The 21978-nt window shown below is 32.5% G+C and carries 23 protein-coding genes; 14 read left to right on the top strand and 9 right to left on the bottom strand.

Translation table 11 applies throughout. The annotated features are described in order from the left end of the window. The first annotated feature begins 14 nt into the window (after nt 1-14). Nucleotides 15-1133, top strand: coding sequence for a M20 family metallopeptidase (locus HFD15_RS10655; protein WP_167593610.1), 1119 nt, complete (start codon nt 15-17; stop codon nt 1131-1133). A gap of 67 nt (nt 1134-1200) precedes the next feature. On the opposite strand, the gene fabZ is transcribed toward HFD15_RS10655, so the two are convergent. Further along, nucleotides 1201-1656, bottom strand: a complete 456-nt coding sequence (gene fabZ, locus HFD15_RS10650; protein WP_003130498.1) for a 3-hydroxyacyl-ACP dehydratase FabZ — start codon at nt 1654-1656, stop codon at nt 1201-1203. Nucleotides 1657-1931: 275 nt separating this feature from the next. On the opposite strand from fabZ, the gene fabI reads away from it, so the two are divergent. Continuing rightward, complete coding sequence (gene fabI, locus HFD15_RS10645; RefSeq protein WP_012897290.1) at nt 1932-2684, top strand: enoyl-ACP reductase FabI; 753 nt, start codon at nt 1932-1934, stop codon at nt 2682-2684. A 371-nt stretch (nt 2685-3055) separates the two neighbouring features. Here the strand turns inward: fabI and yidC are convergent, their stop codons facing one another. From yidC to HFD15_RS10615, 6 genes are all read right to left on the bottom strand, one after another. Continuing rightward, the gene (gene yidC, locus HFD15_RS10640; RefSeq protein WP_003130506.1) at nt 3056-4018 is read right to left on the bottom strand and encodes a membrane protein insertase YidC; all 963 of its coding nucleotides are present in this window, start codon (nt 4016-4018) and stop codon (nt 3056-3058) included. A gap of 174 nt (nt 4019-4192) precedes the next feature. Continuing rightward, entirely contained in the window at nt 4193-4951 is a 759-nt protein-coding gene (locus tag HFD15_RS10635; RefSeq protein ID WP_003130508.1) for an HAD-IIB family hydrolase, read from the bottom strand. A gap of 96 nt (nt 4952-5047) precedes the next feature. Continuing rightward, nucleotides 5048-5638 (bottom strand): ECF transporter S component, encoded by a 591-nt coding sequence (locus HFD15_RS10630; protein ID WP_003130510.1) that lies wholly within the window; start codon nt 5636-5638, stop codon nt 5048-5050. Nucleotides 5639-5654: 16 nt separating this feature from the next. Continuing rightward, the gene (gene coaC, locus HFD15_RS10625; protein WP_167593611.1) at nt 5655-6191 is read right to left on the bottom strand and encodes a phosphopantothenoylcysteine decarboxylase; all 537 of its coding nucleotides are present in this window, start codon (nt 6189-6191) and stop codon (nt 5655-5657) included. Beyond that, nucleotides 6184-6879, bottom strand: coding sequence for a phosphopantothenate--cysteine ligase (locus tag HFD15_RS10620; protein WP_039114717.1), 696 nt, complete (start codon nt 6877-6879; stop codon nt 6184-6186). The genes coaC and HFD15_RS10620 overlap by 8 nt, the downstream gene beginning before the upstream one ends. A gap of 145 nt (nt 6880-7024) precedes the next feature. After that, nucleotides 7025-7210, bottom strand: coding sequence for a 2-hydroxymuconate tautomerase (locus HFD15_RS10615; protein ID WP_003130513.1), 186 nt, complete (start codon nt 7208-7210; stop codon nt 7025-7027). A 197-nt stretch (nt 7211-7407) separates the two neighbouring features. Between HFD15_RS10615 and HFD15_RS10610 the strand changes: the two genes are divergently transcribed. The 11 genes from HFD15_RS10610 (at nt 7408) to HFD15_RS10560 (ending at nt 17346) form a co-directional block, all read left to right on the top strand. Continuing rightward, nucleotides 7408-9735 (top strand): cation-translocating P-type ATPase, encoded by a 2328-nt coding sequence (locus tag HFD15_RS10610; protein WP_167593612.1) that lies wholly within the window; start codon nt 7408-7410, stop codon nt 9733-9735. A 12-nt stretch (nt 9736-9747) separates the two neighbouring features. Then, nucleotides 9748-10191: a GNAT family N-acetyltransferase gene (locus HFD15_RS10605; RefSeq protein ID WP_012897295.1), complete on the top strand. Its 444-nt coding sequence runs from the start codon at nt 9748-9750 to the stop codon at nt 10189-10191. Between the two features lie 106 nt (nt 10192-10297). After that, nucleotides 10298-11323, top strand: coding sequence for a YdcF family protein (locus tag HFD15_RS10600; protein ID WP_058208340.1), 1026 nt, complete (start codon nt 10298-10300; stop codon nt 11321-11323). Nucleotides 11324-11472: 149 nt separating this feature from the next. Beyond that, complete coding sequence (locus HFD15_RS10595) at nt 11473-12066, top strand: lipoprotein BA_5634 family protein (RefSeq protein ID WP_010905446.1); 594 nt, start codon at nt 11473-11475, stop codon at nt 12064-12066. A gap of 197 nt (nt 12067-12263) precedes the next feature. Then, on the top strand, nt 12264-12746 hold the full coding sequence (locus tag HFD15_RS10590; RefSeq protein WP_167593613.1) for a TspO/MBR family protein: 483 nt from the start codon (nt 12264-12266) through the stop codon (nt 12744-12746). A gap of 118 nt (nt 12747-12864) precedes the next feature. Next, entirely contained in the window at nt 12865-13266 is a 402-nt protein-coding gene (locus HFD15_RS10585) for a DUF2177 family protein (protein WP_003130519.1), read from the top strand. Nucleotides 13267-13269: 3 nt separating this feature from the next. Next, entirely contained in the window at nt 13270-15066 is a 1797-nt protein-coding gene (locus HFD15_RS10580) for a DAK2 domain-containing protein (RefSeq protein ID WP_058208338.1), read from the top strand. Then, complete coding sequence (locus HFD15_RS10575) at nt 15063-15836, top strand: DUF1295 domain-containing protein (protein WP_058208337.1); 774 nt, start codon at nt 15063-15065, stop codon at nt 15834-15836. Before HFD15_RS10580 ends, HFD15_RS10575 begins: the two co-directional genes overlap by 4 nt. 146 nt (nt 15837-15982) lie before the next feature. Continuing rightward, on the top strand, nt 15983-16345 hold the full coding sequence (locus tag HFD15_RS10570) for a YxeA family protein (protein ID WP_010905449.1): 363 nt from the start codon (nt 15983-15985) through the stop codon (nt 16343-16345). Nucleotides 16346-16464: 119 nt separating this feature from the next. Further along, nucleotides 16465-16833, top strand: coding sequence for a glyoxalase/bleomycin resistance/dioxygenase family protein (locus HFD15_RS10565; protein WP_021723158.1), 369 nt, complete (start codon nt 16465-16467; stop codon nt 16831-16833). A 228-nt stretch (nt 16834-17061) separates the two neighbouring features. Continuing rightward, nucleotides 17062-17346, top strand: a complete 285-nt coding sequence (locus HFD15_RS10560) for a putative quinol monooxygenase (RefSeq protein ID WP_003130528.1) — start codon at nt 17062-17064, stop codon at nt 17344-17346. A 550-nt stretch (nt 17347-17896) separates the two neighbouring features. On the opposite strand, the gene HFD15_RS10555 is transcribed toward HFD15_RS10560, so the two are convergent. After that, on the bottom strand, nt 17897-18817 hold the full coding sequence (locus HFD15_RS10555; RefSeq protein ID WP_058208336.1) for an Rgg/GadR/MutR family transcriptional regulator: 921 nt from the start codon (nt 18815-18817) through the stop codon (nt 17897-17899). 366 nt (nt 18818-19183) lie between these two features. On the opposite strand from HFD15_RS10555, the gene lysS reads away from it, so the two are divergent. Continuing rightward, a complete protein-coding gene (lysS, locus tag HFD15_RS10550) occupies nt 19184-20680 on the top strand; it encodes a lysine--tRNA ligase (RefSeq protein ID WP_023189521.1) in 1497 nt (498 codons plus the stop codon). Nucleotides 20681-21154: 474 nt separating this feature from the next. On the opposite strand, the gene HFD15_RS10545 is transcribed toward lysS, so the two are convergent. Continuing rightward, nucleotides 21155-21853, bottom strand: coding sequence for a TIGR00266 family protein (locus HFD15_RS10545; protein WP_025017231.1), 699 nt, complete (start codon nt 21851-21853; stop codon nt 21155-21157). Between the last annotated feature and the right edge of the window lie 125 nt (nt 21854-21978).

Below are 21978 nucleotides of genomic sequence, written 5' to 3'. Positions count from 1 at the left end.
TTTGGTGGAAATTTATGGAAAAAGCTGTAGACTTATTAAAAAGTTTGGTTAATATTCCGTCAAGTTCAGGAAATGAAGAAGAGATTTTAATATTTCTTGAAAAATGGTTTATTGAGAAGCAATTTGATTTTGTTATTCGCAAAGAAACTTTTGTCGCCGGACAAATTAAAGCAAAAGGTAAAAAAGAACAAAAAAAAGAAGCCATTATCTTAACTGGGCATGTTGATACTGTCGTTTCAGGTCATTTAGCTGACTGGAAATTTTCGCCTACCGATGCAAGAGTAGAAGAGGGAAAACTCTTTGGACTTGGTGCGAGTGATATGAAAGGTGGCGATGTTGGAAACTTACTTGCTGCTGCAAGTTTTATTGGTAAAGATTTAAGTCAAGATATTTGGGTCGTGGGGACGGCTAACGAAGAACTTGATGGTAAGGGTTCAGAAGATTTTGCTCGTTATTTTAGTGAAAATTGGAGCTATGACTCAGCTTGTTGCATTATTGCAGAACCAACTGATTTAGAGAAGATTTATATTGGGCAACGTGGAAATCATTTTATGAAGCTACATTTTTCTGGGAAGGCTGGTCATGCTTCGGTACAAGAACATTTTCAGCAAAGCGCTTTAGGGGCGGTTACTTATTTTCTAGAAAATATTGAGCAAATCGTTGAAGACTTGAAAATTTACAAAAATAGTCAGCTTGGTCTGCCAACTTTTGTAGTGACATCAATTCTCTCTGGGGATGAAAATTCTCCTAATAAAACAGCCGACTTCGCTGAACTTGTGGTTGACTGTCGTTTAACTCCTGAATTGGAAGAGGTATTTGAGCAAGTCATGAGTGAGTTAGCTGTGCAGTATCATTTTACTTATGAAGATATTGTGACACCTGTTTTATCAACTTTGACCGATAATCAAGCTCCATTCATTCAGTTACTGACAGACTTATCTGGCGCGAAAACAACGGCGGCTTCGGGTTCTAATGATCAAGGATTTTTTGAAAATGTTGGGATTAGAACGGTTATTTTTGGACCAGGACAGCATGAACAATGCCACATTGCAAATGAATCTATTATTCTTGAAAAGTTGGAAGAACATATTGAAATTTTACAATCCTTTATTAAAAAAATGCAGGAGAGTTAAGATATTTACTGACAAATCCTGTATATAATAAAAAAATTTACTGACAAAGACTGTCAGTAAATTTTTTTTAGTTTGTTTGTTCAGCTGCTTCATCAACGATGAAAGTGAACTGACAAGTGGTTACTTTTTTACCATCAACATAAGCTGCGGCATCAGCAGTTCCTACTTTTCCACGGAATTTTGTAATTTCAAATTCAAGTTTCATTACATCACCAGGAGTGACTTTTTGACGGAATTTTGCTTTATCAATTCCACCAATATAAGCCATTTTTCCTTGAAATTCTTCTTTTTTGAGAATCAAAATTGAACCAGCTTGAGCGAGTGATTCAAGAATCAAAACACCAGGGAAAGTTGGATTACCAGGGAAATGTCCATTAAAAACTTCTTCGTTAATCGTTACATTTTTCGTTGCAACAATTTTATTTTCAGAAATTTCATCAACGTAGTCAATAAACATGATAGGATAGCGGTTCGGAATAACTTCCATCACTTCTGTAGCAGTCATAGCGTATTTTTTAGTCATTTTTTATTCCTTTTCTTATTAAAAATTAATGAAAAGCCCGAGTAATCAGGGAAAAAGAGCCATCACTCTAACTTGACAGTTCAACATTTTTAAGTTAAAATTTTATGTATCAAGTATTTTGATATACAAAACCTTTTACAATTAATATTATCAATTTCTTGTGAGAGTGTCAACTTTTTTATATGACTTGTAAAGGTAAAGTGATTAAATTTATTTTTTTTTATTTGCTAGTCGCTTAAACCTGATTATTTTAAAGAAAAGGACTTATTTTATTTATGTTTTTAGAAGGTAAAAAAATTGTTATCATGGGTGTTGCTAACAATAAATCTATTGCTTGGGGCTGTGCTAAAGCAATGAAAGATCAAGGTGCAACATTAATTTATACTTACCAAAATGAACGAATGGAAAAACAATTAGCTAAATTGGCTGAACCAGAAGATTTGCTCATTGAATGTGATGTAACTTCTGATGAATCTATTCGCCGTGCTTTTGGTACAATTGAGGCACGTGTCGGTAAAATTGACGGACTTGTTCATGCCATTGCTTACTCTAAAAAAGAAGAGCTTGGTGGGAATGTTACAGATATCTCTCGCGATGGTTATGCCCTTGCTCAAGATATTTCAGCTTACAGCTTGCTTGCTGTTGCTAAAGCAGCAAAACCATTGCTTAAAAAAGGTTCTGGTATCGTAACTTTGACTTACATGGGTTCAGTTCGTGCCATTCCTAACTACAATGTTATGGGAATTGCTAAAGCAGCTCTTGAATCTACAGTTCGTTATCTTGCTGCTGAAATGGCACATGTAGGTGTTCATGTGAACGGAATTTCTGCAGGAGCAATTAAAACACTTGCGGTTTCTGGAGTTTCAGGTTACAAAGATTTGATTAAAGAATCTGACAGCCGTACAGCTGATGGTGTTGGTGTAACAATTGATGAAGTGGGTCAAACTGCCGCTTTCCTTGTTAGCCCACTTGCCTCAGGTGTCATTGGTGATATCGTTTATGTTGATAAAGGTGTTCATTTAACATAAGACAAATATAAAAAAACACTGACAGAATTTCTGTCAGTGTTTTTTTATATATTTTACTAGCCAAGAATCATGAAGTTCCTGATGAATTACTGTTGTTGAGTCTGTCAGTAAATTTTTTATTTGTATTTTCTGATGAGGAATCATGAAAAGGGCAAGTGGTTTGGTGAGAAAAATTTGATGGTAGCAGTTTTTTATCCGTAATCAATAGAATGTCCACATGATTCTTATAGAAGGTCATCAAGTTCTTAAAAGTTACTGACAGAACTCTCATTTTAATCTGAACAAGAAATTATAGATTCAATAAATAAAAAAATCACTGACAGAAATTCTATCAGTGACTTTTTATTTTTTTAATATCTTGTCAGTAAAAATTACTTACGATTTTGTTTACCAGCATTTCGTCCGCCAGATTTACGTTCCTTTTCATTGCGCTCACTTGTGATTTCTTTGAAATTTTCTTGAACAGAAGTAGGTGTAACATCTTTGAGACCTTCATTATTGATTTTTGGAGGATTTTTTGTAAATTCTTCATCAATACGACGGCGCATTCTTGGTTTCATGATGAAGGTAATGATGATTTGTTGGATAACAATAACAAAACCACCAACTGCCCAATAAAGTGCTACTCCAGCAGGTGACATGAATGAGAAGACAACAATCATTGCCGGACTCATAATCAACATTGCCATTCCTGATTTCTTTTGTTCAGGGGTCATTGACAAAGTTGAAATCCAGGTTTGGATGAAGTAAAGCACCCCAGAGATAATAACCAAGACCACACTTGGATGTCCTAAAGGAATCCCATAAAATGTTGAACTTGAAATTCCCGTTGTATAGGCTGCAGCATTATAAAGAGCGATAAAGAAAGGCCATTGAATCAACATTGGTAAGCAACCAATTGATGAAAGCATGTTAATTCCATTATCTTTTTGGGCTGCCATCAATGCTTGTTGAGCTGCCATTTTTTCTTCAGGAGTTTGTGCTTTTTTGAGTCGTTCTTGCAAAGGAGCAAATACAGGAGCAAGATAAGCCATTTTTTCTTGCATATAAGTTGATTTGTAGGCTTGATTCAAACCTAAAGGCAAGATGAGAAAACGGATAATCAGAGTAACAAAAATAATTCCCCAACCATAACCCATGTGCAAGTTATTAGCGAATAAGTCAACAAAAGCAGACATTGGACGAACCAAAAAATTATAGGTAATTCCATGAGTAGCTGCTTCGGTTGGAACGCGGACTCCATCAACAACGTGTGTTTGAACACAGCCAGATAGGAATAACAATCCGGCTGTCATTAAACCAGTCAATGTTAATTTCTTTTTCAAATTTTTCAATATAAGTTCACCTTCTATAAATTAAACATACTCATCTATTTTACCTAAAATTCAGATGAATTTCAATAGGACTAAAGGATGAAAAGCCATTCTGTAGTTTAAAATCTTCAATAATATTTTCTGTCAGCAAAAGAAAAAAGCTGTCAGTAGTGACAGCTTTTTATCAGTGGAAAATTAAGCTTCTTCCATCGCAATAATTGCTTTTAGAATAGCTGCAGTTTCTTTCCAGTCACGAACAGTGATTGTTTCAATTCCCATTTGAACAACAGGGTAATCATTTCCGCCAGGTTGAGTCATGTCACCAAAGTAAAGAATTTCTTCTTTAGTAACATTAAGTTCTTCCATCAAATGATTCATCCCAAATTCTTTATTTTGACCTGGAACAAAACCGTTAATAGTTGTTGTTCCAGCAACTTCAAATTCAAATTCTGGAGCATATTGGCTAGCCAATTTAGCAATTTCATTACGTTTTGTCATGTCTGGGTCCCAAGCTTGTTTAGCTTCAACACCAGCTTTTTGACCGATTGCTGAGTAAGCAATCATCGATTCACGATTTTCATTAATTTCATCGCCAGGGGCAAGAACAGATTCATCCCAATGACCAAGCTCTTTAGCAGCTTTTTCAAGTGCACCCATGATTGCGTTAGCTTGTTCATCAGTCAAAGCGTAATTGAAGACCTGTTTCCATTCGCCATCTTTGTGAGCATAATATTGAGTCCCTTGGGCAACAAACAAATGGAAATTATCCAGATTTGCAGATTCAGGCAAATTATTAATAATTTGAATCAAAAATTGATCATATTTTTGACCAGAAATTGGTGCAATGATATATTTTTGAGACAAAGTAGCCAACAATTCAGCCATCTCAGGGAAAATCGGCATTTTTGGTTCATTGAGTGTGTTGTCAATGTCGAAACTTAATATTTTTTTCATAAGTTTTCTCCTATTTTTTTCTTATCAACGCTTACATTATAACATTTTTTTAATAAAAAAAACAATCTAATAAAAATAGATTGTTTTTTTTTTCAATTATGAATTGCCTCTTGCTTTACTTAAAGCAGGGACAATTGCCATTGTTAAAATCACAGCGATGATCACTTCTGCAATAGAATTTCCTGTGATAATTGAAGCAAGCAAAGCTCCGAAGGTTTGTTTGGTTACATCATGAAAGAAGAGGAAGATGAAACTTAAAACCAAAAGTGTATTAGTTGCTGTTCCAACAAAAGCGGCTAAACCAGCTCCAAAACGATTTTGTGCCAAACGATAAACGAGGGCAGGAAGAATTCCGACTAGAACACGCGGAACGATGGCAATAACTAATGCCCAGATAGAACCATGATTTGTTCCAGGAACAGGCTGTAAGGGACTAAACATAAAGCTAGAAGGTAGGGTTACGATTGTTGAATTAATAACACTAATCAATCCCATCACTAGACCCAGAAATGCTCCTTTACGAACTCCAAGAACAATTGAACCAATGATTACTGGAATATGGAGCAAAGTTGGAACGATTGGTAAAGGCCAAACGCTATAGATAATTTGACTCAAAAGTTGGACAACGACCATAATTGCAATAAAAATGGACAAGATTGCCACATCAGACGCTTTTGATTTTTTCATAAATACCTCATTTATTTTATAAAGAATTTTTTAAATCCGATAGAATATCAGGTAAGTCGGCGAGTGCTCCCTCACCAAAATCTCCACAAGCGAGCAAAGATTTTTTCGGTTGAATCATATTATAATCTATTTTCTTAAGAATCTCAATGTTTTTTTGCGTCAAAGGATATTGATACATTTTAGTATTCATTGCAGGGGCAAAATATTTTGGTACAGAAGGTTCAAGAGCAAGGGCTACAGAAGTGACAATATCATCAGCTCGGCCTTGCGCCAAACGGCTAATTGTATCAGCAGTTGCAGGTGCAACAAGGAAAAGCTCAGTATTTTTAGCTAAATCAATATGATTAACCAATTCAGGACGTTCTTCGTCCATAATATCCAAGTGAACCTTATTTTTGGACAAAACTTGTAGAGTTAAAGGAGTGATGAACTGAGTAGCGCTTTTTGTCATTAAAACTGTCACATCATGTCCCTCTTTTGTCAGTAAAGAAGTTAAATCTGCTGCTTTGTAAGCTGCAATTGAACCTGTTACCGCAAGTGTAATTTTAGTCATTTTTTAATTCCTCCGAGGTTTTTAAAAGTCTGTCAGCAATTTCAGCCTTTGTTTTTAAAGTAATTTCATGATTTTTACTGACCAAAAATGCTTGATGGTTATTTCCATGAATATTTTCTAAATCATTCGCTAAAATAAAATCAGCATGATTTGTCAGTAATTTTTCTCTGGCCACAGAAAGAAGCTCAGATTTTTCTACACCAACCAATAATTTAAAACCAAAAAGTAAAACATTTGGATTCCATTCTTTAATATAAGAAATAATTTTTGGCGTTTTTTCTAGGAGCATGATTTGATAATCAGATTTTGAAGAAATTTTCCCAACTTTTTCAGGACGAAAATTTAAAAGCTCCTCTTTAGAAAACTTGTCAGTAAAATTTTCAAGACCTGTCATATAAATAGGACGATAATCACTGACAGCCATACTATGGATAACAACATCCATGTCAGGGACTAAGTTTTTCATCTGTTCATAAAGGTCATGAGTTCCTTCAATCGGAATATAGGTCAGTCTGTCAGTAAATTCAGGAAGTTTAGCCTGAAGTCCAGCTAATAAATAGACTTCATGACCAGCATTTAAAAAATTTTCAGCAGTCACTTTTCCGAGACTTCCTGTTGCAAAATTACTGATGCCACGAACGTTGTCAATAGGTTCCGTTGTTCCACCAGAAGTAATCAAAACTTTCATTTTTCACCAGTTTCTTTTAGAGTTGCTTTCATTTTATCCTAATAAAAATATTTTTTCAAGAGAAGTTTATTTACTAAAAATTTACTGACAGCTTAAATAAAAAAGCCATCAATTACTGACAGCTTTGATTGGCTCAAATGAAAACTTATTTCTTCTTTTTCATTTCTCCGCCTTGATAGAGCATTCCTTCTGGAAGGTCATTAAAGATGACATGAATTGCTGAAGTAGGTGCTCCAGCATGTTTAGAAATTGATTCAGTAATTTCTTTAGCAATTATAGCTTTTTGCTCAACTGTACGACCTTCAAAAAGTTCAACATGGACATATGGCATAATAAATTCTCTTTTCTATATGATTATGAGCATATTTTATCATATTTAAATAGAAAAAAGTTTAACGAATCAAAAATAACATTTTTACCGTTTGCAGGACTTCTCAGAACTATGTTAAGATAGAACAAAGTATTCTTAAAAATACTATATAATTGAAATCAAAAATTGAAATTGAGAAGAAATAGAGAGTAAAAAATATGTCTTTAAAAGGATTAACAAGTTTTGAGGTTGAAGAACGGATTCGCCAAGGGAAGATAAATAAAAATATAGATGAGACGGATCGTCCTGTTTGGGAAATTGTAAAACGAAATACTTTTACATTTTTCAACTTAATATTTGCAGTCATTGCGATTCTAATCAGTTTAGTTCAAGCATGGAATCAGCTTATTTTCCTTCCAATAATTGTTATTAATACAATTGTCGGAATTTATCAAGAAATCAAAGCCAAACGATATTTGGACCAAATGACTCTCCTGCACGCTCCGCAATCCACAGTGATAAGGAATGGTCAACAAGAAAAAATTGCTTCAGATGATTTAGTTGAAGAAGATATTATTATTCTTAAAACAGGAAATCAAATTGTCGCTGACGCTCGCATTGTCGAAGGAAGTATTTTTGTCAATGAATCACTTTTGACAGGTGAAGCTGACGAAATTGAAAAAAATGTTGATAACAAACTTCTGTCAGGAAGTTTTGTTGTGTCAGGAGAAGCCAAAGTCATTTTGGAAAAAGTCGGAAAAGATTCCTACATTTCCAAATTAACAGAACAAGCCAAATTAGTTGACCATGGTGAAGACTCTGAGATGTTACGTGCCCTCAATAAATTATTAAAGTGGGTCAGCTTTATTATTCTTCCGATAGCAGTCATTTTATTTACCCAAAATTACTTTGTCAATCATAATACACTTCAAACCAGTGTTGTAGCAATGGTGGCAGCGGTTATTGGAATGATTCCAGAGGGGTTGTATCTTTTAACAACCATTGCCTTAACCCTCAGTAGTGTAAAATTGGCTCGTAATCAAGTGCTATTGCACAATATGAAAAGTATTGAGTCCTTAGCGCGTGTAGACGTTCTATGTGTTGATAAAACAGGAACAATCACAGAACCCAGAATGTCAGTTGAGCAAGTATTTGTTAGCCCAAGTAGTAACATAAGCGAAGCGAAATTTATGTCTCTTTTATCTGACTACATCTCAGCAAATACTGATGACAATGATACCATGAAGGCAATTCGAGAGTTTATGCTTGCAAAAGGTGACCTTCAAAATCAAATGACCGGCGTTAAAAAAATTATTCCATTTTCATCAAAAGTAAAATATAGTGCTGTTTGTTTTGAAAATGAAAGTTATCTTTTAGGAGCACCAGAAATTGTTTTAGGGAAAACTTATGAAAAAGTTAGCTCTGAAATCAATCATCTCTTAGAAGAAGGCTTTCGTGTTCTAGTTTTAGCGGGAACAAAAGAAAAAATTTATGACCAACTTAATTTGGGGGCTTACGCACTTGGCTACGTTGTGTTAGCCAATCCCATCAGAGAAAATGCTAAATCGACCTTTAACTACTTTGCAGAGCAAGGAGTCAATATCAAAGTTATTTCAGGTGATAACCCTCAAACCGTGTCGGCAGTTGCAAAAAGAGCAGGAATTACTGGAGCTGAACGTTTCATTGATGCAAATTTATTGAAAACGAAAGAAGATTTAGACCAAGCGGTTGAATCATATACTGTTTTTGGACGTGTGACACCTGACCAAAAACGCCGTCTCGTTCAAGCCCTCAAACGTAAAGATCATACTGTCGCAATGACCGGAGATGGTGTTAATGATATTTTAGCCATGAAAAGTGCTGATTATAGCATTGCCATGGCTTCCGGAAGTGATGCCGCGACCCAAGTTGCACAAGTTGTCTTATTAGATTCAGATTTTGGGCATATGACACAAGTAGTCACAGAAGGACGTCGAGTCGTCAATAACGTCCAACGTTCAGCCATTCTTTTCCTTGTAAAAAATCTCTTTTCAATCATCTTGGCAATTATCTCAGCAATCTTTGTCTTCACCTATCCCTTACAAGCTTCACAACTTTCACTTATCAGTTTATTCACCATTGGGATTCCGGGATTCTTACTCTCTTTAGAAGAAAATGACAAACGAATTGAAAAAGATTTTATTAAAAATGTTATCTTAAAAGCATTACCAGCCAGCTTGACTGAAATTACGGCCGTTTTAGGAGTCGTTATTGCTGGAGCTGCCTTCAAATTGACGGCATCAGAAATTTCAACTTCAGCAGTTATCTTACTAGCTGTTGTTGGATTTATGATTTTAACTAAAATCAGTGCACCACTCAACCGTTTTAAAATGGGAATTATCATTTTTAATATTGTTGGGATAATTATCTCAGGTTTCATGTTCAATTCCCTCTTCTCTATCAGCAAAATTTCTTTGGATAGTTTTGTTCTGGTTGCCTTACTCTCACTATTTTCAGAATCACTATTTAGAAATTTTGATTCACTATTAAAAAAGTTTTTCAAATAAGAAAGGATTAAAATGAAAGAAATAAATAAAGATATGAGAAATAAAGAACTCATAGAAGAATTGATAAGTTTATGGGAAAATTCAGTTAAAGAAACACATTCTTTTCTGTCAGTTAAAGAAATTGAAGATATAAAACAATATGTCCCACAAGCTCTTAAAGCTATCGAACATTTAATTGTGGAATTTGACGATAATGAAAAACCAATTGCTTTTATGGGAATTGTTGGTGAGAAACTTGAAATGTTGTTTATTAGCCCTAATCACATGAAAAAAGGACTCGGTAGAAAGTTGCTTGAAGAAGCAATAAAAAACTATTCGGTAAATGAACTTGTAGTGAATGAGCAAAATCCGCAAGCCAAAGGATTTTATGAGCATTTAGGCTTTAAAGTTTATAAAAGAAATCCAATTGACGAACAAGGAAATCAATATCCAATTCTTTTTATGCATTTGGGTTAATAATCAAAAATCTCACATTTGAACAGTGGGATTTTTTTAATACACGTGAAGAGATTAGGATAGAAGGCTATGTTATAATAGAATAGATTAAACCCAAGGAGTTTGAATGGCTTTTTTAATAATTTCCCTGATTATCATGCTAATTGGCCTGCTAAGATTAAAAATCAATAAACGAAGTATAATAGGAGGAATTTTTCTAGCCTCAGGCTTGATATTGAGCCTAGCCTCTCTGTTTTTTGAATTATTAAACCTTATTTATCTTTATCTTCCGTCCGGTGATTTTGCAACCTTGATCATTGCTTATGGAATCCTTCCCTTAATATTTTTATTGGTTTGTGGATATTTCATTTTTAACTCAAAAACAATGAGAACTAAAGAAGGTAAAAGTGCCACTGCAAAATTATCTGCTCTATTTGGCTTAAATTTGCTTATTGCCTTTCCAGCACTCTTTATGTTATTCACATTTTCAACAAAAACAATACCACAAATAATCTGGTACATTCTTCTTTATATTTTACTTATTGATATAATTCTCTGTTTTTTGTTTGCAGCCTATATTTTATATTCATGGATGAGCCAAATGATTCCTTTACAAAAAAAGATAGATTATATTATCATTTTGGGTTCAGGTGTTAGAAGTGAAGAAGTTCCACCCTTGTTGAAGAGTCGATTGGACAAAGGAATTGAATATTACCAGAAAAATCCTACAGCCAAATTTGTTGTTAGTGGCGGACAGGGAGCGGATGAGCCTGTATCAGAAGCCTTCGCCATGCGAAAATACCTTCAATCACAAAACATTCCTAATCATCAAATTCTTTTTGAAGATAAATCCACCACTACTTATGAGAACATGTTATTTTCTAAAAGGATAATTAATGAGGATTGGTCAGATAAAGAAATGCCCCCTTCAATCATTTTTTCAACCAATAATTATCATGTTCTCAGAGGAAGTTTATATGCGCAAAGAGTAAAATTAAAAGCCCAAGGAGTAGGGGCACCCACAGCACTTTATTTCTTACCTACGGCCTTAATTCGTGAATATATCGCATTACTTCTACATAGAAAAATTATTCTTTTTAGTGTATTGGGAGGTGTCTTACTATTCATCATTATTTCCCTTCTTCCTATTTAAAAAAGTTAGCAAACCTCAAGAAAGAATCTCTTTCTTGAGGTTTTTAGTACTCATTTTTTCATTACAAAAATGTAAGAAGGAGGCATCGGACTTGATGTTAGAATGAAAGAGTAGCTAAATTGTAAAAAGAAAAAAAGGAAAGATATAGAATGAAGAAAATACTAATAGCGCTAATTATCATAGTACCAATTGCCATTACCGGATTTCTCGGTTATGACTTTTTCAAAAAAAATTTTGCTCATGTTCACGGTATAATCATGTATAGTGATAATAAGGATGAAGCAGATACTATATTAGAGAATAATAAAAAATATATTGATAAAAGTTTAACTGTAGAAGGTAAATACAGTTCAAAATCAGATGTCTTAGTCTTGAATACTCAAGCTGCTAATAAATTAATAAATGAAAAAGTTTTTAATAACGTAACCAAAAAAGGAGACAAGTTTAAATTTAAGACAGTAGAAAACTTATCAGCCGAGCCAGCTTTGTGGACAGGAAAGGAAGATAAAACAATAACTGATGATAAAGGACAGTCAGTGAAACCTAAAAGTACAAAATATATTGTTCTAGGAGAATACAGTGCTACTTCTAAGCTATTGATTCTTAATGATGAAGATTATCAAAAATTTGATGCAAAAGCTAAATTTGTAAGTGTAATAAAAGAAAAACGAGATGCTGATAAAGTCCTTAAAAGCTACATTACGAGTGGTTCAATTCCCTCACAGATATTCCCTTACAAATAATAAAAACTACTAAAAATAACTCTTATAAAATGTTACTGGAAATTTTTCCAGTGACATTTTTATTTTTTAACAAATTAAAGATGATTATACTAAGTTATAAAGTTATCAAGCGAATAAGACAGCTTGACTCACTATTTATGTAATAATATAAGTATAGTAATCAAAAGAACTCATGTATATTAAAAGGGAGAGAAATTATGACTAGTAAAAAACTAAAAGCATTGGGACAACTAATATTATTTATTGTAGGAATTGAACTAATTGGTGGCCTATCTGGCCTCTTGGCGGGGGATATTAAGGGGATTTATAATAATCTTAAACTCCCACCCCTAGCTCCACCAGACTATCTTTTTGGGATTGTTTGGCCTGTATTATATGCTTTTATCGCCATTTCCGCCTATTTGATTTTTTATAAGCTGAAAACTCAAAGAAGTGAGGGACAAAATGCTTTATTCTATTTTGGAATACAACTTATCTTAAACTTTATTTGGAGTATTATTTTTTTCAAAGGCTATTTTTGGTTAGAAGTTATTATTATTCTCTTACTAGATTTTATTGTTTATCTCTGCATCATTAAATTTTCAAAAATTAATAAGTGGTCTGCATTCCTTCTAATTCCTTATTTTATTTGGATTATTTTCGCAACATATTTGAGTATATCAGTTGCTATCTTGAACTAAATAATTTGAGGAGAATCTGATGGTTTGGGCAATAAATAGTGATTATATAATATAAAAATTTTGATATTCATGAGTATATACATCTGTAAAACTGAAAGTTATTGATTGGAGAAAAATAATGAATTTTATTAAACCCTTTATTATAAGTGGAGTAATTTTTTTAATTTTAGATATTTGCTGGCTCTTTTTTGCAAATAAAAAAATCTATCAGCCAAATATTGGTAACTTGATGGGAGATTTTAAAGTTATTCCGGCCATTATCTTCTATATTATTTATCTAGGAGCACTAACATTTTTTGTATTAATGCCCGGACTTGAAAAAAATAGTATAACTTATGTCTTACTGAGTGGTGCTCTACTAGGATTAGTATGTTATTCTACATACGATTTAACAAATTTGGCATCAATTAAAGACTGGTCACTAATGGTAACAATAATTGATATTATTTGGGGGACTTTTGTAAGCTCTTTGAGTGCAAGTCTTTCATTTCTTGTGATTACAAAGTTTATGGAAGGATAAAGAATGGAAAAGGTAAAATCTGAAGACCGTCTACTAGAAAGTATCATAGCAGGAGCGCAAAAGGTTATTAACGGAAAGGATGAACTAAACAAAATAAATGTATTTCCAGTTGCCGATGGGGATACAGGTAGTAATTTAGCATCTTTAATGCAAACCATTATTGATAATTTATCTAATAATAATTATTCAACGAACCTTTTATTTGATGAAGTAGCTTCGGCAGCACTCATTGGGGCTCGGGGAAATTCTGGAATTATTTTTGCCCAGTACTTAAATGCCGTTTCAGATTATTATAGTGTATATGAAACTAACTTAGAGATACTTGTTTTAGCTTTCAACAGAGCAGTAAAGAGCGCCTATGATTCTTTGATTGAGCCCAAAGAAGGAACGATTTTATCAGTTATGAAAAGATGGGCAGAAGTATTACTGATTACTTTTAAAGAAAGTACATCTTTTGAAAAAGCCTTGCTAGAAGCAAAAGGAGAAGCTTGGAAAGCTCTTAAGGAAACACAATTTCAGATGTCAATTTTAAAAAAGAATAAACTCGTTGACTCTGGAGCGAAGGGTTTTTACTACTTTATATCTGGTTTTACTGACGCTTACTGTGGAGAAAAAGTAAGTAAGATACAAGAAGGACTTATCCCCAGCATAAAAGAATTAAATACAGAAGATATTAAAGAACACTTTATATCTGAAGCACCTAAAAATAGGTATTGTTCAGAATTTATTATCAAAGAACCCCTAAAACAAGAAAAGGACTTAAAAGAATCACTAAGGAAATGGGGAGATTCTTTAGTTATTGCTGGAAATAAAAAACAAATAAAGATTCATATCCATACTAACCATCCGGAAAATATATTAGCACTGTTAGAAAAAACAGGAACAATTATCTATCAAAAAGTTGATGATATGCAATTACAATATGAAATATCACAAAATAGAAAATCATCCATTGCTATTGTCACAGATTCTGTTGCCGATCTATCTGCTGATTTTATACTTGAAAATCAAATTTTTGTTTTACCTTTGAATGTTTCAGTAGGTGAGCAAGCCTTTTTAGATAAACTTACAATCAATCCTCAAATTTTTTCAGAAAAGTATAATAAGAATTTAAAAATGACAACTTCTCAACCAAGCATTCAATCTGTTGATTCACTTTTCTCCTTTTTAGAAGGAAAATATGAACATATCATCGTGATTTCAGTTTCTTCAAAACTAAGTGGCACTTATCAACTTCTCAACCAAAGAATTACAGCAAAGAAATCCTTAGAAAACCGAGTACATCTTATAGATTCCAAATTAAATTCAGTGGCTCAAGGACTACTAGTTAAACAAGTTGCCAAATTGATTAGTGAAGAGTGTTCTATTGAATCAGTACTTAATGAAACAGAAAAAATAACTGACCGGATATTTATTTATGTGGCAGTAGAAGATTTATCGCCAATGATAAATTCGGGAAGAATTCCAAAAATTTTGGGAGAAACCGCACAAAAACTTTCAATGCATCCAATTATTAGTCTTGATAAAAGAGGAAACGGAAAGCTGATTGGTGCTTCTTTTAGTCAAAATAAGAGTATGGATAAAATTTTGAAAAAAATTAACCTATTGTCAAAAGAAGGACAAATCGAAGAATTAGCTTTGACACATGTTTTATCCGAAGAATCAGCTTTAAAGATAAATGAACTATTGAAAGAAAAAACTACTAAAAACTGTGAAATTATAGACAGTTCAGCAGCAATTGGAATTTCTGCAGGGATTGGAAGTTTAGCAATTGCCGGACTATTAAAGGAGGTCAAATGAATTATATAGCCGTTTTGGTAACTTTATTACTTTATTTCATCTGTTGGTTTCTTATTGCGACATCTAAGAAGAATTACGGATTGATAGATATTGCTTGGGGCGGAGGATTTGTTCTTACAGCTGTGGTCTCTTATTTATTTTCTCCGAGAATTACGATTCAAAATAGCCTAATCTTAGTATTAGTCATATTATGGGGAGTACGTTTAGCAATTCATTTAGGAAGACGAAATTGGAATAAACTCGAGGATTATCGCTATACAAATATGCGTAAAAGGTGGGGCAATAATTTTCCAAAATTGAAAGCTTTTCTAACGGTATTTATGGTGCAATATCTTTTGTTAATCATTATTTCACTCCCAATTATTCAAGTCAATTCAAATGTTAATTCTCAATTTTATTGGTGGCAAATTTTAGGTATAATAATTTGGATATTTGGCTTTATCTTTGAAGTTTTTGGAGATCGTCAGTTAGAAGTCTTTAAAAAACTACCCCAAAATAAAGGAAAACTATTGACTAGTGGCCTGTGGTCACTAACACGACATCCTAATTATTTTGGCGAGTCAATGTGTTGGTGGGGAATATTCTTAATCTCTTTGACGACTTTATCAACGCTTTGGTTGGTTATTAGTCCACTATTGATTACTAGTCTCCTTTTATTTGTATCTGGTGTACCAATTCTTGAAAAAAAATATAAGAATCGTGAAGATTTTAAAGAATATGCAAAAACTACCCCGAAGTTTGTTCCTTTTATTGGTAAAAAGGGCTTGTAGACTAAGTTCTCAATCATAAAGGCCCATAATTTTAGTAATTTCCTTTTTATTCTTATATAAAACAACATTCGTATGCTTTCAAAATTGTAAGCTTATTAATCCAGCTCCTTGATATAATAAGGGTATAAAATAAAGGAGAATATATTGTGAAGAAAGTATTAGTAGGATTGTTAGCTATTATGGTTATGATAATCGCTTCTGGATATACATATTATAAAATGAATTATGGTGGGGAAAGTTACTATGTTCAAATATTAGTTAATGGTGAGCGGGAAGAGACGACTGCTGATGATCATACACCAATGGTAATTTATCACTACAAACTTGATTCTTTCAATTCAAAAGGAGATAAAAAGTTAGTAAAGTTTATGGCTAGTCATAATTTAAGAAACCAAGCCTATTTAGAACTGACTTATAACAAGCATAAAGGTGTAACAAACTGGAATGAGGTCCAAGAGAAAGAAATACCAAAACCTGCATTAAAAGAGCTACAAAGCTTAGAAAACTAATTTCTATTTTCCTTATCTAGATAAAGAATTTGTAAGCTAGGGAGCTAAAAGAAGTTAGTGGATAGATTAAATATTTTAGCGATATAATGATAGTGTTAAAGGAAAAAAGGAAAATAAATATGGCTTTTAATATCTGTGTAAATCTTTATGTAAAAGAAGTAGAAAAAGAAGTAGATTTTTTCAGGTCAATCGGTTTTTTAGAAATTGAAAGACATAAGATGGAAAACTCAGATTCAGTTGTAATTGCACCGCTATCAGATGGCAATGCTTTTTTACAAATTTGGGATATCGAGTTTATAAAAAAAGTCTCACCCGAAGTTGCGAATGATAAACCTTCATTACTATTCACAGTAGATAATATAGAAGAGATGAATGAAAAATTAAAGAAAATTACTCCTACAACAAGCGACTTGATGGATGCTAACGGGAAAAAAGCATTTAATTTCCAAAGCCCTTCGGGTAACTATTATGCTTTTATGGAAATTTAATCATATCTAATTTTACAATAGTACTTAAAAACTGTCATTAAAGGCAGTTCTTTTTATTTAAATGAGAAAATAAAGAAATCATATAAATTTTTATTCTGTGTAATCTAAAATATTTGCAAAAACAAGTAAAATATTTTATTATATGACTTATCAATCATTGACTCGTCAAGTATTTATTTTTCCAAAAATTGAAAAATAAATATTAATAAATAAAAAGGAATAAAAATTATGATTATTGTAAATGCTAAATTTTATATTAAAGAAGATAAAAAATCTCAATTCTTAAAAGAGATAGAAGGTCTGATTTCAGCTTCCAAAAAGGATGAAGGATGTCTGGAATACTCTCTTTATGAATCTACGGATAATCAGCTAGAATTTGTGATGATAGAAAATTGGGAATCACAGGAAGCTATCGAAAAACATAACACTAATCCCCTTTTGCTAGCATTCGCTAAGAACTTGAGCACTTATAGTTCAAAAAAACCAGTTCTACAAATTGCGGAAACAAAGTAAAAAATAATTAACAATATAAAAAGATAGAGCAAGAAAAATATTGCTCTATCTTTTTATATTATAGGGAAAGAAATTAGTGAAGAATCTTATAGGGTTTAGAAGGTAAAACGGGGAAAGGAAAAGTAATGGCACAATTATATTTTAGCTATTGAAATATTAATGGATTCCTTTATAACAATGTATCATAGAAACTAAAATAAAATTTAGTGGGCGAAATTTAAAATACATAAAACAACAAGATACCATTGAAAAATGAGGATTGTCCCATCCCTACAGTTACATAAAGGCTTAACTTATTCAAAATCTCACGTTTCAAATCTAAAGCAATAAGATTTATTTGTTCATATTAGTTTGAATACTAGGATATAAGAGGTTAAGAAGTTCTGTGATGGTCAAAAAAGGTTCACCAATAGATGTATAATTGGTCAGAATATCCGTAACTTCAATTTTATAATCCAAATATAGCTCATTTTATGTATAACTATTTGACGTTAGTCTACTCATTTTGGAAACTTTGGAATAGAGCTAACTACTTTGATGATAAAGTTTGTTAATTGTTCTTTGAGTTCTGATTTTTTATCCTGATTATTTCTTCGGCTATCCAATTTGAAGTATTAAAGCATTTACAGAATTCTAAGGCTTTTCGACAATCATTCATTACAGCAAGTGCACCTTCGTCGCCTATCTTATAATTATAGCGTGCAGTATTATAGACTAAAGTAAATTTTTCAAACATATAGTTATCGTTAATTTTAATGTTTTCAAGATATTTTATAAATTTTCTAGCTGGAGTGTATAACCCTGCATCTACAAAAATATTAATTATATTAAGAACAGTTTGAATTATAGCTTGCTTTACATAGGGAATGTTGATGGAATTTTGTGAAGGATTGATCATTCGATCGGATAGTTCTATAAGATGAATAAAATCTAAAAATTGTGCACATTGTCCCAAAATTGCTATATCATATTGTCCCCATTCTTTAAGATTATAAAGGTAGTTTTCTAAAAAAGTTATTTCACTTTTTGTAAGGAAATAAGATGAATCAACAAAAGAGAGAATAGATTTTGCACGAATATAATCAAGTCTGTATTTTTTGGTGGTTGAGATAGTTGAACTTATTTCTAATTTTTTATGCAATTCTTCAGTAATCATACGTAATTTTGATACGTTTTTCTCAGCAAAAGCATCTGCCATCTCTATGTTAAAAAGTAATAAATCTTTTTTTTGAAAATATTGATTTAAAGAATTTTGAAATTCAAACATATTTACATTTATATTTTGTAGAATATTAAGGAAATGATTTGTAGATATGACAGTTTTCCCATTCTCAAAATTTGAAAGATGTGTAACTGAAATCTCGTTACCAGCTGCTTCTAGTTGGGAAAAACCTTTTGATATTCGAAATTCTTTGAAAATAATTCCAATTGCAAGCTCTTCTTCAGAATATTTTTTTGTTTTTTTATCCATTTTTTAGACCTCTATTTTATATAGTTTATATTCTAAACATACTAAATAATTACAAAAAGTATCTTTAATTATAGCTTAATTTGATTTTTTAGCTAACTTTACACTTTATTTATACTTCAAATAATCACATATAAACATTTAACACCTTATATTAATACTATTATAAAATATAATAAGCGCTAATTCCAGTTCCAAAAAAATCAAAGTTTTAGATTCCTATATTTTATACTTAATTAGAGAATTATGAGGAGCTTTGCAACAGGATCTGAAAAGTGGTATTATTATAAAAAATTTTTTGAGTATGTTAGATCTAAAAAAGTACTATATAAAGAAAAAACATAAAGCAAGGAGCAAAGGAGATTTATAATGACAGTAAGCATCGAGTTGAATGACCAAATGAAAGTTAGGCGTGAAAAGATGGAAGAGTTGCGTGAAAAGGGGATTAGTCCTTTTGGGAAAAAGTTTATACGCACGACAGATTCAGGAGAGTTACATCAAAATTTCGACGCAGACAGTAAAGAAGATTTGGAAGCAAAAGCTTTAACAGCAATGATTGCTGGGCGTATGATGACCAAGCGTGGCAAAGGTAAAGTTGGCTTTGCCAACCTTCAAGACCGAGAGGGGCAAATCCAGATTTACGTGCGTAAAGATATTGTGGGTGAGGAAAATTACGATATTTTTAAAAAATCGGATTTGGGAGACATTCTAGGTGTTGAAGGCGACGTTATGAAAACTGACACTGGTGAAGTCACTGTTAAAGCTACTCGTTTAACGCATCTATCAAAAGCTTTGCGCCCACTTCCTGAAAAATGGCACGGCCTCACTGATACAGAAACTCGTTATCGTAAACGCTACTTAGATTTGATTTCTAATCATGAAAGTTTAGAACGCTTTAGGATGAGAAGCAATATTATCAGCTCAGTGAGAAAGTATTTGGATGATAGAGGATACCTCGAAGTAGAAACTCCAGTTTTGGAAAATCAAGCTGGCGGCGCTTCAGCAAAACCATTTACTACTCATCATAATGCTTTAGATATAGATATGACACTTCGAATTGCTACGGAGTTGCATTTGAAGAGGTTAATTGTTGGTGGAATGGAAAAAGTATATGAAATAGGAAGAGACTTTCGTAATGAGGGGATGGATAATACTCATAATCCTGAATTTACCATGTTAGAATGTTATGAAGCTTATTCTGATCTTAGAGATATTATGAATTTAACAGAAGGTATTTTTAAAAGTGCAGCATTATCCGTTGCTTCAAGTACAGTAGTTGAGGTAGAGTTATCAGGAAAGAAAACCTCAATAGATTTATCTAAGAATTTTAAAAGATTACATATGGTTGATGCAATAAAAGAAAAAATAGGGATCGATTTTAGAAAACAGATGACCTTTGAAGAGGCAGTAAATATTGCTGTTAATCATGGTATTGAGGTACAAAGACATTTTACAATTGGGCATATCATTAATGAATTCTTTGAAAAATTTGTTGAGGAAACTTTGATTCAACCCACGTTTATTTTTGGCCACCCAAAAGAAATAACACCTCTTGCTAAAATGAGTAAAGAAGATCCAAGGTTTACTGAGAGATTCGAATTGTTTATCGGTGGGCATGAATATGCTAATGCATATTCTGAATTGAATGATCCGATAGATCAGTTAGAAAGATTTAAAAATCAAGCAAGAGATAAAGAATTAGGTGATGAAGAAGCGACTGGTATAGATTATGATTATGTAGAGGCTTTAGAGTATGGAATGCCCCCTACTGGAGGATTAGGGATTGGGATTGACCGACTTGTTATGCTCTTAACTAATACAACAACTATTAGAGATGTGCTCCTATTTCCCACTATGAAGCCATAAAATGGTTCTATTTCGAAGTTTAAAACAGAGTAAGTTAGTCCGAAATTTGACTATGCTTTTATACCCAATTGAACTTAGATTTCCGTCGATATTTAAAAGTCCAAGAGGTTCCAAAGCTTTGGCTTTTCGGTCTCTACGAAAATCACAGTATTATTAGAAATACAAGCTTAAGATAATCAAGTGCCAGAAATTTTGTTTTTATTTATATTTTAGTTTATATAATGATATTTCAGTTCGTGGCATTTCAATAAATAAAAAGATTTGAATGTATTAGAATAACTAAAGAATGTTCAAAACCAATTTAAGATATAGAATTATTACTGAATGTTAGCGTAGCAATATACGATAGAAACTAAAATAAAATTTAGTGTGAAAATAGTGTGCAAAATTTAAAATACATAAAACAACAAGATATTATTGAAAAATAAGGAAATTTATAAAATAAAAAGCCACTAAAGTTTAGTGACTTTTTATTTATCCTTTACTTGGTATGAATGGAATGATTGACTGTGCGAGGGCTTCAACATTTCTACTTTGAATCAGGATTTTTCCCTTACCTCGAAATTTATTAACTAACCCTTCTCCTGTCTTAAAACCAAATGTTCCGGAAGCAACTTCAATTGAATAACTCAAAGATTCAGTCCATGCTAAAACATGTTGATTATCAACTACAAAATCTTCTGTTCCATCAAGAGCTATTTCTACAATATCCCCGTAACCGCTGATTAACATCTTTCCGCTGCCCTGTGTTTTCATCACAAAAAGACCACCAGTTCCTCCAAATAATGCTCCATCTAATTTTTGACGTTCCATTATGTAATGGACACCACCCTCACTAACGAGGAATGCCCCTGTGTTAAGATTCCACTGTTCTTGACCGACAAGAATTTCCTTGATTGAACCAAGGCTAGCAGGAGCAAGCGAAATTTTACCATTTGCACCTATTGCGCTTGCCTTAGTAATAAAGAAACTTTCTCCACTTGTAATTGAACGACCAAGAGCTTTTAAAGCACCTCCAAGTCCTCCTTTTCCATTGCTGTTCATTTTTCCTTCAAGTTTAACAGCAGCGTTATGATAGACCATCGCTCCAGACTCAATTTGAATCTCTTCATTATTGTCAAGACTAATCTCCACTAGTGGTGCCATTGATGTTGAACTTAGTTGATATTCCATAAATCTTCTCCTTTTGAACTTATTCTTTAAACAATTATATCATGAGATGTCATCTGAATAAATATTAAAAATTATTCTTATTTATGAAATTATTGTATTCAAAGAAGCTATAGTAATAAAAAAGC

Source organism: Lactococcus sp. EKM203L, from assembly GCF_011800585.1.
Lineage (GTDB): Bacteria > Bacillota > Bacilli > Lactobacillales > Streptococcaceae > Lactococcus > Lactococcus lactis.
This window is presented reverse-complemented; position numbering and strand designations above follow the sequence as displayed.